Here is a 17,417-nt window from a genome sequence, read left to right as displayed (position 1 = left end):
GGCAGAAGCAGCCACAATCTCATGCCTGACCCGGTGTTTGCCGGATCAGGCATTTTCATTTGTATATCCCGCAGCCTATCAGTACATCACCGACGCGTTCAATGTAAGTTGACTTGGCTTCCAGTTCCTTGGTGTTCGGATTGGGCCATTTATAGTCTACCCATCCATGACCTGTCTTGCTATTGGCAACATCCAGAAAACTTTTGACGATGGAGACACCATCAGCATCCTTGAGATCCAGCAAATTCTTGCCTACCATCTTGGGATTGGCACCGTGAGCACGGTTGATGCCATCGCCATTGATGTTATAGACAAAGACGTATAAGTCTTTGACGACAAACTGTCCGCTGGTGTTGTTGAATTCAACGTAGGCTTTCTCTTTACCATTTGCTTTCAGATAAGCCGCAGCTTTTTTCACCAGCGCGATCGCTTCGTCCGCGCTGCCTTTTTCTGCTGCCATGGATACCTGACCCAATCCCAGTAAAGAAAATCCCAGGGCCGCCAGTGTCATTTTAATCAATTGTCTGCGCATCTTGTTCTCCTGCTATTTTTGTTGGGTCTATGTGTTTCAGCGATGTTGCCGCAATTCATTTTAATGAAGGCGCTGGCTAATGCAATGTTTCTGTATCCCACATTTGTTAAACAATGATAAGCATCCGGACAGGTTAGGGCGTGCACGGTCCGGATTAATGCTGGTGCGTCTGCCCATGTAAAAACCCCCGGCTCACTTGCGTGAACCGGGGGGTTTTCTGCTTAAGCTGAATGAATCGTGCTTATTTAGAAGTCGATGCCAACATTCACACCAACCGTACGCGGTGGCAGATACTGCGCCTGCCATGGTCCATTGGCATTCAAAGCACTGGTCTTGATTTTATTGTCAGTAACATTGCGGACAAAGAAATCAGCATACCAGGCAGTTTTTCCCGTGGACTGATAACGCATGCCGAGGTCGGCACGGGCATAGGCTTCCTGCTTGTCGCCATCGCCATAGTTGAACACGCTCAGCCAGGTATCTGTTTCATAATGCAGGCTCAGACGTGGTGTCAATGTACCTTCATTCAGATGGAATGTATGCTGATACATGACCTGTGCAGAAAACTTCGGTGTATGTGGCATGGTGTTGCCTGATACATCCAGGCAGTTGCTGATGCCAGGGATCTTACAGGCTGGCAGTGCATAGTCGTTCGAACCACCGACCAAGTTGCCCAGCGTTGCCTTGGCAATGGCAATGGTGATTTGCAGCTTGTCGTCCTTGCTCAGCTTGGCAGCCAGTTCAGACTCAAAACCATACACGGTAGCGCCGTCAGCATTCGAGGTCTGTAGACCACGTGTACCGTCAGGTGCAGTGACTGGTGCGCTGAACTGGAAGTCTTTGAACTTGCCATAGTACAGTGCATTGTTCAGCCTGACCGTGCCGCCCAGCAGTGTGCTCTTGGTGCCGACTTCAAAGTTGGTCAGTGTTTCCTGACCATAGGTTTTGCCGCCATCTTGCAGACCACCTGATTTATAGCCGGTAGAGATGCTGCCATAGATCATATTGTCTTTGTCGATGTCATGCGAGATACGCAACAGACCTGTCAACTTGCTGCCGCTGTAGTTGCCATCATTGAATGAGTAGGCTGCAAAGTTGGATGTTGCTGACGCCGGATCAACATTCGGGGTAATGGCCGACTGGCTCAGTTCTGGCTTGCCAGAGAAACCATAGCCGCGACCGCCGACGTTGGTGCGCTTGTCAGACGTGAAACGCAGACCGCCAGTGATATGGGTATCGCTGCTGGCGTTCCAGGTTGCCTGGCCAAAAGCAGCAGCAGTTTCCACTGTTTCTTTTGGCTGGATGAAGGAACCCTGCCAGCCCACTGTACCTTGATAAGTACCGTTCAGGATAGGAATATCAAAGCGGATGTCATTGGTTTCAGAACCATAGTACAAACCCAGTTGCCAGTCGATGTCACGTGTGCCTACGGATTGCAGTTCGACTTCATGACTGAAGTTTTTGTAGTTGGACGAGACCGTATTGTTGGCCTGCATGCTGCCACCAGAAGTGAAACTGGTTGGCAAATTAGCGCCGCCATCCTGATCGAAACGGGAAGAGCCGCTGAACTTGGAGTAACCGCCGATGTAAGTCAGTTGCATGGACTTGTCGATGGCGTATTCTATCCTGCCGCGAATGGAATCCGTATCGCGTTTCAGGAACGGGGCTGTATCAATCAGTGCCGACCATTGGCTTTGACCTGCGCGTGGATTTTGCAGCAGGTTCATCGATGGTGTGCCGCGGTCTACGAATTTCTCATAAGACAGGTCGATCTTGGTTGCGGCATTCGGTTTCCACAGCATGCTGATACGGGCCGCGCTTTGATCCTGTGCACTGTATTTAGGCCCATCCTGTGTAAACAGCGCATAGTTGATAGGCTGGAATGGTACGACAGTGCCGCCGTTTTTCAGATAAGTGGCAAATGCTGCTTTCTGACTGTCCAGAGACAGGGTAGGTGGTGTCTGGAAATCGACATAGCCATCATGTTTTTCATGGACAAAGGCAAAGCGCAAAGCCAATTCATTGCTGACTGGTACATTGAATGCGCCGCGTGTGCCAATGCGGTTGTAGCTGCCTACACCACCTTCAAAATTGCCAGAACTGTCACCGATCTTGGCTTTGGCTGTTTGCATGTTGACCGCACCCACTGTGGCATTGCGACCCCACAATGTACCTTGTGGACCACGCAGGACTTCGATGCCTTCCAGATCAAACAGCAGGGAAGTCGCACCTTCAGGACGTGGTGCATAAATACCGTCGATGAACAAGGCGACTTCAGGATCGGCGTATTCGGTCTTGGCGCTGTCGTTACCAATGCCGCGCATGGTCATGGTGATGACGCCATGGTCACCCTGGCCGGTGGCCTGGAAACCCGGCACCAGGTTGACGACGTCCTGGACGGTTTGTACGTGCGCATCTTCCAGTGTTTCGGCGTTGATGGCGGTGATGGCCACTGGTGTGCGCTGCAATGACGTGGCACGTTTGGTACCGGTCACAATCACTTCAGAAATGGTGGCGCTTTCTTTAGCGGCTTTTGCCTGGGCTTGAGCGGAAGTTTGTTCTTGTGCCTGAACGCTGCCCATGCTGGCGAGCATGGAAAAAATGGCGAGCTGGATGGGAGTGCACGCGGCTTTCCGCGGCACGAATGTGCTGATTTTCATATGTCTCCTGTTACACGGTTAGATTTATTGGCTTATTAAACCATTACGTCTTTATGTGAAAACGTTTTCTTATATATGTTTTGCGATTTCTTGTTTTGAAACCGTTTTCATATTACATAGAAACGGATTTCCGTGTCAAATATAAAATGGTAACGTTTTCAAAATGTTGTAATATTAAATGCCAGAAGGTAGCGCAGGACGGATTTGGCTCAACTTCTCTCATAGATGATAGTAGATCTGGATGGCGTGTCAGTCGCGTAGGGTGTTACAACAAAGCCGTGCGAATTTTGCAACAGGCGCATATAAAAACAGGAGAACTTGCTTCTATTCATGAAATGAGTTCCAGAAACAGGAGACTTTGAATGAAACCAGTATCAAATATCAGGAATATTTTGATTGTGGGCGGTGGCACTGCTGGTTGGTTGACCGCATGTTTTTTGGCCAGCAATCTTTCTCTCGCTAAAAAAGCAGGAACATCCCCGGATGGCATCAGCATTACTCTGGTGGAGTCCAAAGAGATAGGCATCATCGGTGTAGGAGAGGGCAGCTTTCCTTCCATACGCGGCACTCTGGCCGCCATAGGCATTGACGAGGCGCGGTTCATTCGCGAATGCAATGCGACTTTCAAGCAAGGCATACAATTTACCGATTGGGTCCGGCCAGCGGGTGTAGAAGGAGACAGGCATTATTTCCATCCCTTCAGCCACCCCAGTCAGCGCCAGGGCGGGCCGGAATTATTACCTTACTGGTTGCTCGGCGCTGCCGGTTCTGGCAAGGCACGTCGTCAATTTGCCGATGCGGTCAGCATGCAAAAGCGCATTGCCGATGCGCATCGCGGCCCCAAGCGTTTCGACGACAAGGATTTTCTGGGCCCCATGAATTACGCCTATCACTTTGATGCTGGCAAACTGGCGACACTGCTATGCGAGCATGGCAAATCATTGGGTGTGCAACAGGTGGTGGCAACAGTAGAGCATGTGCAACTTGGCGATGACGGTGCGATTGCTGCCGTGCATACCAAAGAAGGGCAGGCACTGACTGCTGATCTGTATGTAGACTGCACCGGTTTTCGCGCCGCCCTGATAGGCGAAGCACTGGGCTCACCCTTCCGCAACATGAATGACGTACTGTTTGTTGACCGTGCCGTGGCCATGCAGGTGCCTTATGCGCAGCCAGATACGCCCATTCCTTCCTACACCATTTCGACAGCGCATGAGGCAGGCTGGACCTGGGATATCGGCTTGCAGCAAAGGCGTGGCATAGGCTATGTGTATTCCAGCCGCCACACGGATGAAGCGCGGGCAGAGCAGGTTTTGCGCGATTATATAGGCCCGGCATCGGATGGCATGTCCGCCAGATTGTTGAAGCTCAACGTTGGTTACCGCGAAACCCAATGGATCAAGAATTGCGTGGCGATTGGTTTGTCCGGCGGTTTTCTGGAACCGCTGGAATCTTCCGGGATAGGCCTGATAGAAACTGCTGCGTATCTGCTGACTTATCTTTTCCCTTTCAATGGTGAAATGGCGCCGGTTGCTACCCAGTTCAATCAACATATGAAGGAACGCTACGAGCGCATTATCGATTTCGTCAAAATGCATTATTGCCTGACGCAGCGCACGGATAGTGCATTCTGGCGTGACAATACTGACCCCTCCACCATCCCCCACAGTCTGAAGGAAAAACTGGCGATGTGGCGTTGCCGTCCGCCCAATCGCATGGATTTCGTGACCGACCTGGAGATGTATCCGCCATCAAGCTGGCAGTTTGTCCTGTATGGAATGGAATTCCAGACCGACATGGGCGTCAATCAATTTGCCTACCCGCGTTTTGAAGAGGCCGCCAAAGAATTCCAGATGATCGCGCAGATGTCACCACATGCCATGGCTGATTTGCCCGATCACCGCAAGCTGGTCGAGCATATGTGCAAAGCACCGGCAGACTTGACGATGGCGCGCCGTGCTTAGTTAGCCAGCTTAGTTAGCCAGCTTAGTGAGACAGCTTAGTGAGCTAGTCTGTGTCGTTGCAGCTGATCATGCCAGCACCTGTAAATGAGTAAACCTGAGCAAAAGCTGACTGGAAACGTCGGCGTTTGCTCATTTGAAAAGAAGCATGTTATGCTGATTGTGAAAAGCTTTTCACATTGTATTTCACATTGTATTTCACAATGTGTTTCACAACATATATAACAATGATCTTTCCAAAGAATCATTCTGCCCGACGGAAGGTATTGCGTGGTCGAAAAAAATAGAACAAAAAATGAGCCAGTGACTTTATTGGATGTAGCGCGTGAAGCAGGTGTTTCACCCAGCACTGTGTCGCGCATACTCAATGGTACTGCCAAGGTGTCGCCAGACAAGCGCAAAGCTGTTGAAACTGCCATCGCAGAAATGAAGTTCGAGCCTAACCAGTTGGCGCAAGGCCTGAAAAGCGGCCGTTCCATGACCATAGGTATCGTGGTGCAGGATATTGCCAGCCCTTTCTTCGATGAAACCTTGCATGGTGTAGATGAAGGGCTCAAAGGTACAGGCTATGCATCCGTTATCGTCAGCGGTCACTGGAATGCTGAAGAAGAGGCGGCGCGCATCAAGCTGCTGCTGGCGCGCAAGGTAGATGGCATCATCCTGCTGTCTGGCCGCATCGCCGACAAGACGGTACTGGAATTTGCCCGCGACAAACCGATCGTCGCCACTGGCCGCGCACTGCAAAGCAAGACAGCAGTGGGCTTCAAGCTGGACAATGAGCATGGCGCCTACTTGGCAACCCGTCACCTGATCGAACTGGGTCACAGACGCATTGCCTTTGTCACTGGCCCTGCGAATAATACGGATGCGCTGGAACGGCAGGAGGGCTACCAGCGCGCCCTGCAAGAATCAAATATCGCATTTGAAGAAAACCTGGTGGTCGAAGGCAATTTTCATGAAGCCAGCGGCCTGATGGCGATCAATCGCCTGCTCGAAACGCAGCAGCAATTCAGTGCCGTCTTTGCTGCCAATGACCTGTCAGCCTATGGTGTGCGCTTGGGGCTGTACAGAAAAGGCATACGGGTGCCGGAAGATATCTCCCTCATCGGTTTCGATGATTTGCCCAGTTCACTCTATACCACGCCACCCCTGACGACTATCCACCAGCCTTTGTATGACATGGGTTTGCTGGCAACCAGGACACTGCTGGGTTTGATCAGCGGAACGGATGTGGATCTGGCCTTGCCAGGTCTGGAGCTGATTGCCAGGGAAACTACTCGGCGCCTGAGATAAGTTGTCCTGTCGTTGGCAGCGTCTCTGCACCGATGGGCAGCCTGCTGCCTGTCAGCTTTATCTACCCTCATCCTTCCTGGCATGAAGCCAGAGCATCGCATCGCCTTTCAACTCCGCTTGAAGCGTCTTAAATACCCTTTCGTCTATTTTCTTGATCACTTATTGGAATGCGCTGGTAGTGACAGCGGCAGGCCGGTTGCTGTTTGCCTGTTTGCAAAACATGAAAATCTTGGTTAAACTCGCATTGACATCAGACATCGTACAACTTGCCCAGGGAAAGCCCTGTGCATCAGTGGGCTCACATGGCAACAGTCTCGATTGAATGACTGCTTTTTCGGCATCGCAGGTGGTGTCAAAGCGAAACGCGGTAACAAGTGCGCGATAACAACTAAATGGAGAGCAGACAGTGAACAAACAACACCAGGTGCACCCGGTCAATCAGAAACGCCGCCGATTGCTGCAGGCAGGCGCAGTGCTGGCCAGTAGTTTGTCTCAACCCGTACTGGCAGCAAGCAAGGACGATCCATGGCAGGCAGCACAAACCATTATTGACCGCTGCACCCGTACACTGAATTTTCGCCAGCAAGACTTTGTGATTAGCGCCTATGGTGCCAGTGAATGCGAAGTCGTACAGGCGGATGCGTTCATCTCTCACGATGAACGCGGCAAGGTCAAAGCACCCAAGCCAGGCGCTGCTGATTCTTATCCGGCGATTACGGCAGCCATTGCGGCCTGCCATGCAGCCGGTGGTGGCCGCGTACTCATACCAAAAGGTAACTGGTTATGCTGTGGCCCCATGGTACTGCGCTCGAATGTACATGTGCATCTGGCTGCCGGTGCCCACCTGTTTTTTAATAATGATCCGGCTGACTATGCCCGCCATGGTGACTACGATTGTGGTCCGAATGGCAAGCTGGTGCTGTCGCGCTGGCAAAGCAATGATTGCCTGAATTTTTCGCCGCTGGTGTACGCCTATGGCCAGCAAAACATCGCCCTCACGGGTGAAGATGCCACCAGTATTCTGGATGGCCAGGGTGGTGTCGCCTTTCCCGGCAGTAAGGATTGCTGGTGGGGCTGGGCTGGTCGCAAGGCAGACGGTGCGCCTGCGAATGACAGGCAAAGCGTGGTCAATCCGCGCAACCCGGTTTCACTGGAATCACTGGCACCCGGTTTATCGCCAGAACAGGCAAAGCTGATTGAAGGAGGCCGCGAAAGCTGGCGTTCTGATCATTATTTTTTACCGGCTTTGTCTGAAGCAGGCGTACCTGCTGAACGCCGGATTTTTGGTCTCGGTCATTTCTTGCGGCCACATATGATACAGCTGATAGGTTGCACCGATGTATTGCTGCAAGGCTATCAGGTGCAGGCTGCGCCGTTCTGGTTGCACAATCCTGTTAATTGCCGCAATGTTCTCTTCCGCAATGTACAGATGAACAGCATGGGTCCGAACAGTGATGGGTTCGATCCGGAATGCTGCGACAACGTACTGGTCGATGGCTGCACCTTCAATACCGGCGACGATTGCATTGCCATCAAGGCCGGCAAAAATCGCGACACCCAGTATGGTGTGACACGCAATATCGTTATCCAGAATTCCATCATGAATAGCGGTCACGGCGGCGTCACGCTGGGTAGTGAGATGGCTGGCGGCATTGAAAACATCTACGTACAGAATGTTGAGTTTCGCAATCTTCACTGGGCCAGCGATGCCTTGCGCACTGCCATACGTCTGAAAACCAATATGAACCGTGGAGGATTTTTGCGCCACCTGTATGTGCGTAATGTAACTTTGCCTAACGGGGTGCAGACCAAAGCCAGCTTTTCCAATCTGTTGCCAGGCTCCGAAGTGCCGCCACGCAGTGCATCGGTCGGCGGTGGGGCGGTCATTACTTTCGATTGCGATTACGCCCCCAGAGATGACGTGATGCGCATACGCCCTCCACAGGTATCGCATGTCTACATCAGTGGCGTCAAAGTCAGCAATGTGAATACTGATCAGGGTGCCCGTTCCTGTTATCAGGCCATCGTGCTGATGGGGCCACTTAAATCCAGCTACAACGGCCCGGATAAGCCTGTGGTGTCACCCATCGCGAATGTGACCATCAGCGACTGTGATTTCGGTACGCCAGTGAATGGCGCGCAACCATGGTTCATCCACAATGTGCGTGAACTGCTGTTGCGCAATGTCACCATCGCGAAAAAGGTTTATAACGAAGTGCTGTCGGCATAATTGAATGATACGGTACAGTCTTGTGTTGAGTTGAGTGCTAGTTGCGCATCTCGACACAAGGAGTTGCATGGTCAGCTATCTGCTGGCTGAATATACTTGGCCGACTTTGAACATTGTCGTGCGCCCCTCTGGCAGTACCGAAAATTCCCTGGCCGTTATTTTCTTCTCTTGTAACGCCAAATTTAAATCCTTCACTGGTTGATCGATACCTTCATTGGTCAACTGAAAAGTTCCAAAATGCATGCCTATGCTTTGTCTTGCGCCCAGGTCCAGGTGCGCTTGAACCGCCTCTGTTGGGTCCATATGCACCCGCTTCATAAACCATCTTGGTTCATATGCACCTATGGGTAGCAAGGCGATATCTGGCGGCCCGAAGCGTTCCTGTATCGCCTTGAAATGTGATGCATACGCTGTGTCACCACCAAAATAGAGGCTGTGTCCGTTAAATGAAAGATGGTAACTACCCCACAGGCTGCGATCTCTGTCAAACAGGCCACGACCAGAGAAATGTGCTGCCGGAGTCAGGCTCACTTTTAGGTCTGAAGTCACCTGGTAACTTTGCCACCAGTCCAGCTCCACGACCTGCGCTATTCCACTATCTTCCAACAGCTTTTTGTTGCCAAGAGGGACAAAAAAGAATGGATGGAAACGGTCATTTAATCGCTTCAGTGTTTCAAGATCCATGTGGTCGTAGTGATTATGACTAATGACGACGACATCAATTTTCGGCAAATCAGCAAAAGTAATGCCCGCCTTTCTGTGTCGCCTGGGACCTATCCAGCCAAGGGGACTGACGCGTTCAGACCAGACTGGATCAGTCAGCAGAGTCATCTGCTGCGTCTGGATGAGCAGGCTGGCATGATTGACAAAGGTGATGGCGACTTCATCTTTCCCCGGTCTCCCCTGCACAGTAACTGCCTGCACATTTTTGATCGTGTCATTTTCAACCATCTCTGGCCAGCTTTCAAAATGAAACGCAAACAGCAGCTTGAGTCCATCCCACAGGCTGTTACCTTCTGGATCGGCCGGATTAAAAAACTTGCTGCCATCATAGTGATCTGATTTTGGATACGGCTGCAATTGTGCGCATCCCGCTAACTGGAGCAAGATGATTCCAAGGATAAATCGGGTAAAGATAAGTTGCATTTTTCTTTTTGAAAAGTCTGGATATTAAATTGATTAGCCGAAATGTGAGGTGACCGGAATTGCTCTCGTCGCCGTTAAGGTCAGACAAATACATACAAGCAGATAGATCATTGTCAGGGTGGAAAATACAGCAAGTGCAGCACCACCTGCAAAGTATTCAGCAAGAAAACCGAAGACCGGTATGAATTGCTGTGCGTGCACGCCAAGAAAATGCGCCGGCCGGATGTCACCACGCAAATGCCAGCCAACTATTGGTAATCCTTTCCCGGGCGGCGCTTGATGGGATCCCAAAAGAAAGCCGCTCAGCGTTGACAACACAAAAGTCATTATCAAACCAACGACAATTCCAGACTGCATTACCGACAGGGTTGGCTGGGCATTCTGCGACCAGATTACCCAGGCCAGCCAGGCTTGTGAAGCGGTCAGCGCTACAGCCACAATACCCATAAGCCCGGACATGACTGCGTGCAGCAAATCCGATGTATTGTAGTGCGAGGCTTCGCCCAGGCTGCCCTGCAAGCTGATGTAAGCCACTTCGAAAAGAGATGTGCTGACAATTAATACCGCAATCCAATAGAAAGATGGCAATGCTTGCGGCCTGACGTCTGCTACCTGCATCAGACATGCAGTCGTGACGGCAAACAACCCCGTTGCTGCCATGAATTTCATGGGTTTTATCCAGACGCCTACGCCGCGAAATGTCCTTGCGTCAAAACGTGACCACCACCAGGTCACTATCAGGCCTATCATCGTGATCAGGCCATATGCCAGCAAAACCTTAAGCGCATCATTCAGTGATGTCATGTACTTACTTCTTTCTTTGGTTGTTGATTCCGTAATCAGCGGTATCGGCAGTCATTCGCGCTCCTGAAATTATTTGCCCATATGTGGTCAGAATGGACAGATGATAGACGCTTGTATCGGGACGATCCATCCGCTATAGTCCGATTTATCTTTTTAATCGTCCGGTGGGTATGATGGATCCGCTGTCAGATGTCTTATCCCTGCTCAAACCCCGCAGTTACATGTTCCGTGGACTTGATGCGGGTGGACAATGGTCGCTGCATTTCAAGGCACTGCAAGGCATACGCTGTTATGCACTGCTGTCTGGCGAATTCTGGCTTACGGTAGAGGGCTATCCTGACCCAGTGCATCTCAAAGAAGGCGATTGTGTCCTGCTGCCGGGTGGGCAGCCCGCCAAGCTTGGCAGCGACCCGGCTTTGACGCCTGTCGATGCCAGCATCGTGTTTCCAACCGTAAAGGAAGGTGGCATCGTCACTTACAACGGGGGTGGTGATTGTTATGGTTTGGGTGGCTATTTTGAATTTGCCGGAAGAAACGCGGGGATACTGTTGGGTTTCTTGCCAGCGGTTGTTCATATCTACAGAGAGTCAGATAAAAAAGCCTTGCGTGGTTCACTGGAACAAATCATGCAGGAACTGCGCGAGCCACAGCCTGGCGGTACTTTGATTGCCCAGCACCTTGCTTACCTCATGCTTATTCAGGCCCTGCGTCTGTTTCTGATGGAGCGGGCCGGAGGTACAGAAGGTGCAGAAGCTGCCAAGAACGCACAAAGCGCGGGTGCTGTAGGCTGGATCTATGCCCTCACAGACAGGCAGCTCAGTGCGGCCATTCATGCCATGCATGAAAACCCGGCGCAAAAATGGACGATACAGAGCCTGGCCGAACGTGCCTGTATGTCCAGATCGACCTTCGCATTGAAGTTCAAAAAGCTGGTGGGGGAATCACCCATGAATTACCTGACCCGCTGGCGCATGATGCTTGCCGGAGACCGGCTGATGAACAGCAGTGACCCCATTTCGATTATCGCGCCTTCACTTGGCTACGAATCGGAAAGTGCATTCAGCACTGCCTTCAAACGCATCATGCAATGTTCTCCCCGTGAATACAGCCTTGGCCGGACAGAGATTGCCAGGATCAAACTGGATACGCAATTTCAAAATCGCAGTTGAAATATCCGGCCTTTTTCAGCCAGGTAATTTGTATATTGTTGTTTGGTGTCCGTTCTAGTTTTTCGCAGCCTGTTCCAACATCTATATGTTTGAGCTATCAATTTTTGCATTCTGTCGCATCGTGGTGGTGATAGCGGCCATTGTTTGGCACAGTAGCGGCATGTCATGATGAAAACCAGCCAGGCACAACGGAAAGAGCTCAATTTGTGTGTCAGGAGAGATCGCTACGTTTGTAGATGTTTAATCGAATTTCTATTATTTGACTATTAATACAAATATTTTTAAATGTTTTTTTGTTCTGTTTAAGACTTTATTTAGACGCAACATGCGTTTGTCTTGACGCTGAAAGGGCCGGGGACTATATTACTGACTCAAAAGTAAGTTAATTGAGTTATTGCTATAATGTCATGTCCTTTTAAGCCTAAATGGGAGCGTCGTAAAGATGCTCGTCCGCAAGAATTGCTTGCTGCTGCCCTTGAACTGTTTGTCGAGCGCGGCTTTGCTGCGACACGTCTGGATGATGTGGCGCGTACTGCCGGTGTCTCCAAAGGTACCCTGTATTTGTATTTTTCCAGCAAGGAAGAATTGTTCAAGGCGGTGGTCAGGGAAAGCATAGTCCCTTTGATCGGGGCGGCAGAGGATGCGATTGGTCAGTTTAACGGCAGCAGCGAAGAACTGTTTCGCCTGATCACGCATACCTGGTGGGACAACGTTGGCAATACCAAGTTATCTGGTTTACCGAAACTGATGATGGCAGAAGCCGGGAATTTTCCCGAACTGGCCAGGTTTTATCAGGAAGAAGTTGTTGATCGTGGTGAAAACCTGATGAAAACAGTGTTGCGTCGGGGCATGGAGCGCGGTGAGTTCCGTCAGGTGGATCTGGAAATTGATGCAAGAATACTGACGGCACCCGTAATCATGATGATGATGTGGAAGCATTCACAAGGTGTCTGCCAGATTGATCCCGGCAAGCTTGATACCTATCTTGAGCATTACATAGAAATCGCATTGCATAGCTTGCGTATTTAGAATTATAAAAATTTGATGCACTACCAGAACGTTCAAGTGTAACTGCCGCGAGCATGACAATGCCTGCGTGGCATGGAGCCAACTGCGTTTGCAACAATCCTGGTATATAGATGCGCTGCTTGACCCTTACACAGTGTCAGGCTTTAAAGTCAGAGTTTCACCGGACCTTGGAGGGCGTGCTGCCTGTTTTCTTCCAGGTCTTGAAACAACAACTTTTTGGAAAAAAACAATCATGTTAAAGCGCAGGACATTCTGGATCATTGCCGTCGTGCTGCTGTTGGCCGCAGGACTGCTGCTGGCCAAAAGAAAGTCGCAGGGTACTACTGCTGCTACTCTGGCGACATCTAGCGCCAGTGCCAGCACAGCAGTGCAGGTACTGGAATTTTTACCAGCCGATATTACCGAAGTCAAAACCGCCGAAGTCAGAAAATTGCTGGCATTGTCAGGTGCCTTGCGTGCAGTGAATCAGGCTGCGGTCAAAGCCAAAGTAGCAGGCGACATCACCGAAGTGCTGGTGCGTGAAGGTGAGGCCGTGCAGACGGGCCAGATACTGGTGAAGATGGATAGCAGCGATTATCTGGCACGGCAGGAACAGGCACGCGGTGCGCTGGCCGCCGCCCAGGGGCAACTGGAAATCGCCCGCACTGCGCGCGACAATAACCGCGCCTTGCTCGACAAGAGTTTCATTTCCAAGAATGCCTACGACAATACCAATAATCAGTATGCGATTGCAGTAGCTAATGTCGACAGTGCCAAAGGTGCGCTGGCTGTGGCACAGAAAGCCCTGGCAGATACAGTCATCCGGGCGCCGATTACCGGTATGGTCAGCAGCCGCATGGTGCAGCCTGGCGAAAAGATATCTCCCGATAATCGCCTGCTGGATGTGGTCGATTTGCGCGTGCTTGAAATGGAAGCGCCGGTACCGACCCAGGATATTGCCAATATCCGTATCGGTCAGGCAGTGCAATTGAAAATCGAAGGTGTGACTGCGGCGGTGGACGGCAAAGTCGTCAGGATCAATCCGTCCACGACCGCCGGCTCACGTTCCATCATGGCCTATGTGCAGGTTGCAAACCCGGATGCAGTATTGCGAGCCGGCATGTTCGGCGAGGCACAACTGGTGGTAGATAAAAAATCCGACGTACTCACCGTGCCTGACACTGCCATACAGTATGAAGCTGAGCAGGCTTTTGTGTATGCGATAGAAAACAATGTCTTGCAGCAAAAGCCGGTGAAACTGGGTTTACGTGGTGACAGCAAGGGGCAGGCCGTGGTTGAAATCACCGCAGGCCTGACGCCGGATGCCCGCATTGTCAAGGCCAACCTGGGACGCTTGCGTGCCGGTGTTGCCGTCAAACTGATAACCGCCACAGGCAAGGTGTAAGCATGTGGTTCACACGTATCAGTATAGGCAATCCGGTGCTGGCCACCATGATGATGGTGGCTTTTGTGGTGCTTGGCCTGTTTTCATATCAGCGCCTGCGGGTTGATCAATTTCCTGACATTACCTTTCCGGTGGTCGTCATCCAGACTGATTATCCAGGTGCTTCGCCGGAAACCATCGAATCGGATGTGACGCGCAAGGTGGAAGAAACCGTCAACACCATCAATGGCATCAGCGCACTGACGTCACGTTCGTATGAAGGTACGTCGGTGGTCATTCTGGAATTTGATCTGACGATAGATCCGGCACAGGCTGCGCAGGACGTGCGTGAAAAAGTGGCGCTGATCAAATCCACCTTCCGTAAAGAAGTCAAGGAACCACGCGTTACCCGCTACGACCCTTCGGACAAGCCCATCTTTTCCGTATCGGTAACGAATGACGACAAAATCAAGAAACGCGATTTCCGCGAGCTGACCACCATCGGTGATCAACTGGTCAAAAAGCGTCTGGAAAATGTACGTGGTGTCGGCTCTGTCACTCTGGTCGGTGGTGTCAAACGCGAGATCAAGATTTACCTGAAACCGAATGAGCTTGAGGCACTGGGGCTGGGTGTGGATCAGGTCATCACTGCCTTGCGTAATGAAAATCAGGAATTGCCTACCGGTGCCATCCGTGCGCTGGACAATGAAAAAGTGGTACAGATACAGGGCCGCATCCAGAATCCGCAAGACTTTGGCCGCATCATCGTTGCCCGTCGTGGTGGACAGCCGGTCTTGTTGTCGCAGGTGGCGACTGTACTGGATGGGCAGGAAGAACAAGAGAGTCTGGCCCTGTATAACGGCCAGCGTACCGTGGCGCTGGATATCCTGAAAGCCCAGGGGCAAAACACCATCGAGGTTGCCAACGGACTTACTGAGGCGCTGAAGGCACTGGAACCGCAGTTGAAGGCACAGTATCCCGGGGTCAGGGTGCAGGTCATCAAGGATGGTTCCCGCCAGATACGCGTGGGTGTGGAAAATGTCCGCCGTACCCTGATAGAAGGGGCCGCACTGACAGTATTGATTGTCTTCCTGTTCCTGAATTCCTGGCGGTCCACAGTCATCACCGGCCTGACCCTGCCGGTGGCACTGATAGGCACCTTCCTGTTCATGGACATGTTTGGCTTCACCATCAACATGATTACCCTGATGGCCCTGTCGCTATGTGTGGGTTTGCTGATTGATGATGCCATCGTGGTGCGTGAAAACATCGTGCGTCATGCCGGCATGAAGGTGAATGGCAAATTCAAGGATCACCATACGGCTGCGCTGGAAGGCACGGCAGAAATCGGTCTGGCCGTACTGGCGACGACTTTCTCTATCGTTGCGGTGTTTTTGCCGGTGGGTTTCATGGGCGGCATCATTGGTCGTTTCTTCCATCAGTTTGGTATTACCGTCACGGCTGCCGTGCTGATTTCCATGTTCGTGTCTTTCACGCTGGACCCGATGCTGTCATCCATCTGGCCTGACCCGGATGCCCATGGTCATACTGCAACAGATGAAAACGGCAAGCCTATTCGCAAGGGCTGGTATGCGAATAGCATAGGCCGGGTGTTGGAACAGTTTGAACGTGGCGTGCAATGGTTTTCGCGTGGCTATCAGGTCATGCTGCGCTGGTCGCTCAGGCACCGTGTCAAAACTCTGCTGATCGCTGCGCTGACTTTTTTCCTGGGGCTGGCGATACCCGGCACGGGCCTGATCGGTTCCGAATTCGTGCCACAGGCGGATTACTCTGAAACCGGCGTCACTTATTACACACCGGTAGGTTCTTCGCTGGAACTGACAGAAACCAAGGTGCATCAGGTGGAAGCCGTGGTCAAGGAATTCCCGGAAGTACTCGACACCTACAGCACCGTGAACACTGGTGCAGCGCAAGGCAAAAATTATGTGACCACCTTCATCCGTCTGGTGCCACGCAAGGACAGGGCCAGATCGACGGTGCAGATGTCGGTGCCGTTGCGCACCCGTTTGAGCCAGATTGCCGGTATTACCGTCACCCATATCGGTGCGCTGGATGGCGTGGGTGGTGATAACAAGAACCTGCGTTTCAGCCTGCAAGGCAGCGACCTGATGGAACTGGGTAAATTATCGGAACAGGTGCAGGAAAAATTGCGCACGATTCCTGGCCTGGTTGATCTGGATTCCAGCCTGAAGGCGCAAAAACCGACCATCTCGGTACAGCCACGCCGTGATATCGGGGCTGACCTGGGTGTGGGTGTGGCCCAGATAGGCGGTGCCCTGCGGCCTTTGCTGGCAGGTGAAATCGCCACCACCTGGCGGGCGCCGGATGATGAAAACTATGATGTCACGGTACGTCTGTCACCCAACGACAGGAACAATGCCGAAGACCTGTCGCGTCTCATGTTGACCAGTTCACAGACGAATGCCGACGGCTCGCCAAAGATGGTGCCTTTGCGCCAGGTGGCCGATATCAAGCCATCGACCGGTGCCAATCAGATCAATCGTCGTGATTTGAACCGTGAAGTCGAACTGTCTGCCAATGTGGTGGGGCGTTCTGCCGGAGAAGTCAGTGCTGAAGTCAAAAAAGTGCTGGAAGGCATGCAATGGCAGCCCGGCTACCGCTACAAGATGGGCGGCGCGACCAAGAACATGACCGAATCCTTTGGCTATGCCCTGTCGGCACTGGCCCTGGCGGTGATTTTCATTTATATGATTTTGGCGTCGCAATTTGCCAGCTTCTTGCAACCGATAGCCATCATGTCAGCTCTGCCGATGACTTTGATCGGGGTATTCCTGGCCCTGATGTTCTTCCGTTCAACGCTGAACATGTTTTCCATCATCGGTTTCATCATGCTCATGGGATTGGTTACCAAGAATGCCATTTTGCTGGTAGATTTTGCCAATCAGGCAAGAAAAGATGGCATGGATCGTATGGAAGCCCTGCTGGAAGCTGCGCATGTGCGCCTGCGCCCCATCCTGATGACGACGCTGGCGATGGTGTTTGGCATGGTGCCATTGGCTTTTGCCCTGTCAGAAGGTTCCGAGCAGCGCGCGCCAATGGGTCAGGCTGTCATAGGTGGAATTATCACTTCGTCATTGCTGACTTTGGTGGTTGTGCCGGTGATTTACACCTATCTGGATGATTTGGGCCTGTGGATTACGCAAAAATGGCGCGGTAATCGTCAAACTGCCCAAGTGCTTTGATAAAAT

At 51.7% G+C, this 17,417-nt stretch carries 11 protein-coding genes; 7 read left to right on the top strand and 4 right to left on the bottom strand.

Features of this window, described 5'->3' with window-relative positions:
- Positions 1–55: 55 nt before the first annotated feature.
- On the bottom strand, positions 56–532 hold the full coding sequence (locus ACO0LK_RS06665; RefSeq protein WP_422973367.1) for a cache domain-containing protein: 477 nt from the start codon (positions 530–532) through the stop codon (positions 56–58).
- A gap of 245 nt (positions 533–777) precedes the next feature.
- Positions 778–3,192 (bottom strand): TonB-dependent receptor, encoded by a 2,415-nt coding sequence (locus tag ACO0LK_RS06660; RefSeq protein ID WP_422973365.1) that lies wholly within the window; start codon positions 3,190–3,192, stop codon positions 778–780.
- A gap of 362 nt (positions 3,193–3,554) precedes the next feature.
- Here ACO0LK_RS06660 and ACO0LK_RS06655 point away from each other — a divergent pair, with 362 nt between their 5' ends.
- From ACO0LK_RS06655 to ACO0LK_RS06645, 3 genes are all read left to right on the top strand, one after another.
- Positions 3,555–5,156 carry a tryptophan halogenase family protein gene (locus ACO0LK_RS06655; protein ID WP_422973363.1) on the top strand — a complete coding sequence of 534 codons (1,602 nt, stop codon included), beginning with the start codon at positions 3,555–3,557 and terminating at the stop codon, positions 5,154–5,156.
- A gap of 267 nt (positions 5,157–5,423) precedes the next feature.
- On the top strand, positions 5,424–6,446 hold the full coding sequence (locus ACO0LK_RS06650; protein ID WP_422973361.1) for a LacI family DNA-binding transcriptional regulator: 1,023 nt from the start codon (positions 5,424–5,426) through the stop codon (positions 6,444–6,446).
- Between the two features lie 406 nt (positions 6,447–6,852).
- Positions 6,853–8,676 carry a glycoside hydrolase family 28 protein gene (locus ACO0LK_RS06645; protein ID WP_422973359.1) on the top strand — a complete coding sequence of 608 codons (1,824 nt, stop codon included), beginning with the start codon at positions 6,853–6,855 and terminating at the stop codon, positions 8,674–8,676.
- 75 nt (positions 8,677–8,751) lie between these two features.
- Here ACO0LK_RS06645 and ACO0LK_RS06640 read toward each other — a convergent pair whose 3' ends face one another.
- Together ACO0LK_RS06640 and ACO0LK_RS06635 are read right to left on the bottom strand one after the other, a co-directional pair.
- Positions 8,752–9,783 carry an MBL fold metallo-hydrolase gene (locus ACO0LK_RS06640; RefSeq protein ID WP_422973357.1) on the bottom strand — a complete coding sequence of 344 codons (1,032 nt, stop codon included), beginning with the start codon at positions 9,781–9,783 and terminating at the stop codon, positions 8,752–8,754.
- 72 nt (positions 9,784–9,855) lie between these two features.
- Complete coding sequence (locus ACO0LK_RS06635; RefSeq protein ID WP_422973355.1) at positions 9,856–10,491, bottom strand: hypothetical protein; 636 nt, start codon at positions 10,489–10,491, stop codon at positions 9,856–9,858.
- A gap of 308 nt (positions 10,492–10,799) precedes the next feature.
- On the opposite strand from ACO0LK_RS06635, the gene ACO0LK_RS06630 reads away from it, so the two are divergent.
- From ACO0LK_RS06630 to ACO0LK_RS06615, 4 genes are all read left to right on the top strand, one after another.
- On the top strand, positions 10,800–11,795 hold the full coding sequence (locus ACO0LK_RS06630) for an AraC family transcriptional regulator (protein ID WP_422973353.1): 996 nt from the start codon (positions 10,800–10,802) through the stop codon (positions 11,793–11,795).
- A gap of 402 nt (positions 11,796–12,197) precedes the next feature.
- The gene (locus ACO0LK_RS06625; RefSeq protein ID WP_186949145.1) at positions 12,198–12,824 is read left to right on the top strand and encodes a TetR/AcrR family transcriptional regulator; all 627 of its coding nucleotides are present in this window, start codon (positions 12,198–12,200) and stop codon (positions 12,822–12,824) included.
- 232 nt (positions 12,825–13,056) lie between these two features.
- Positions 13,057–14,208 (top strand): efflux RND transporter periplasmic adaptor subunit, encoded by a 1,152-nt coding sequence (locus ACO0LK_RS06620; RefSeq protein ID WP_422973350.1) that lies wholly within the window; start codon positions 13,057–13,059, stop codon positions 14,206–14,208.
- Between the two features lie 2 nt (positions 14,209–14,210).
- Positions 14,211–17,411: an efflux RND transporter permease subunit gene (locus tag ACO0LK_RS06615; protein WP_422973348.1), complete on the top strand. Its 3,201-nt coding sequence runs from the start codon at positions 14,211–14,213 to the stop codon at positions 17,409–17,411.
- The last annotated feature ends 6 nt before the right edge of the window (positions 17,412–17,417 follow it).

Source organism: Undibacterium sp. Ji49W, assembly GCF_049340205.1.
In the GTDB taxonomy this organism is placed as follows: Bacteria; Pseudomonadota; Gammaproteobacteria; order Burkholderiales; family Burkholderiaceae_D; genus Undibacterium.
The sequence above is the reverse complement of the archived record's forward strand: the minus strand, read 5'-3'. Positions and strand labels throughout refer to the sequence as shown.

Bases quoted from the DNA above. Each gene is read 5' to 3' on its own strand.
- ACO0LK_RS06620 (WP_422973350.1), top strand. From the start codon at position 13,057: ATGTTAAAGCGCAGGACATTCTGGATCATTGCCGTCGTGCTGCTGTTG.
- ACO0LK_RS06665 (WP_422973367.1), bottom strand. From the start codon at position 532: ATGCGCAGACAATTGATTAAAATGACACTGGCGGCCCTGGGATTTTCT.
- ACO0LK_RS06625 (WP_186949145.1), top strand. From the start codon at position 12,198: ATGTCATGTCCTTTTAAGCCTAAATGGGAGCGTCGTAAAGATGCTCGT.
- ACO0LK_RS06630 (WP_422973353.1), top strand. From the start codon at position 10,800: ATGGATCCGCTGTCAGATGTCTTATCCCTGCTCAAACCCCGCAGTTAC.
- ACO0LK_RS06635 (WP_422973355.1), bottom strand. From the start codon at position 10,491: ATGAAATTCATGGCAGCAACGGGGTTGTTTGCCGTCACGACTGCATGT.
- ACO0LK_RS06655 (WP_422973363.1), top strand. From the start codon at position 3,555: ATGAAACCAGTATCAAATATCAGGAATATTTTGATTGTGGGCGGTGGC.
- ACO0LK_RS06615 (WP_422973348.1), top strand. From the start codon at position 14,211: ATGTGGTTCACACGTATCAGTATAGGCAATCCGGTGCTGGCCACCATG.
- ACO0LK_RS06660 (WP_422973365.1), bottom strand. From the start codon at position 3,192: ATGAAAATCAGCACATTCGTGCCGCGGAAAGCCGCGTGCACTCCCATC.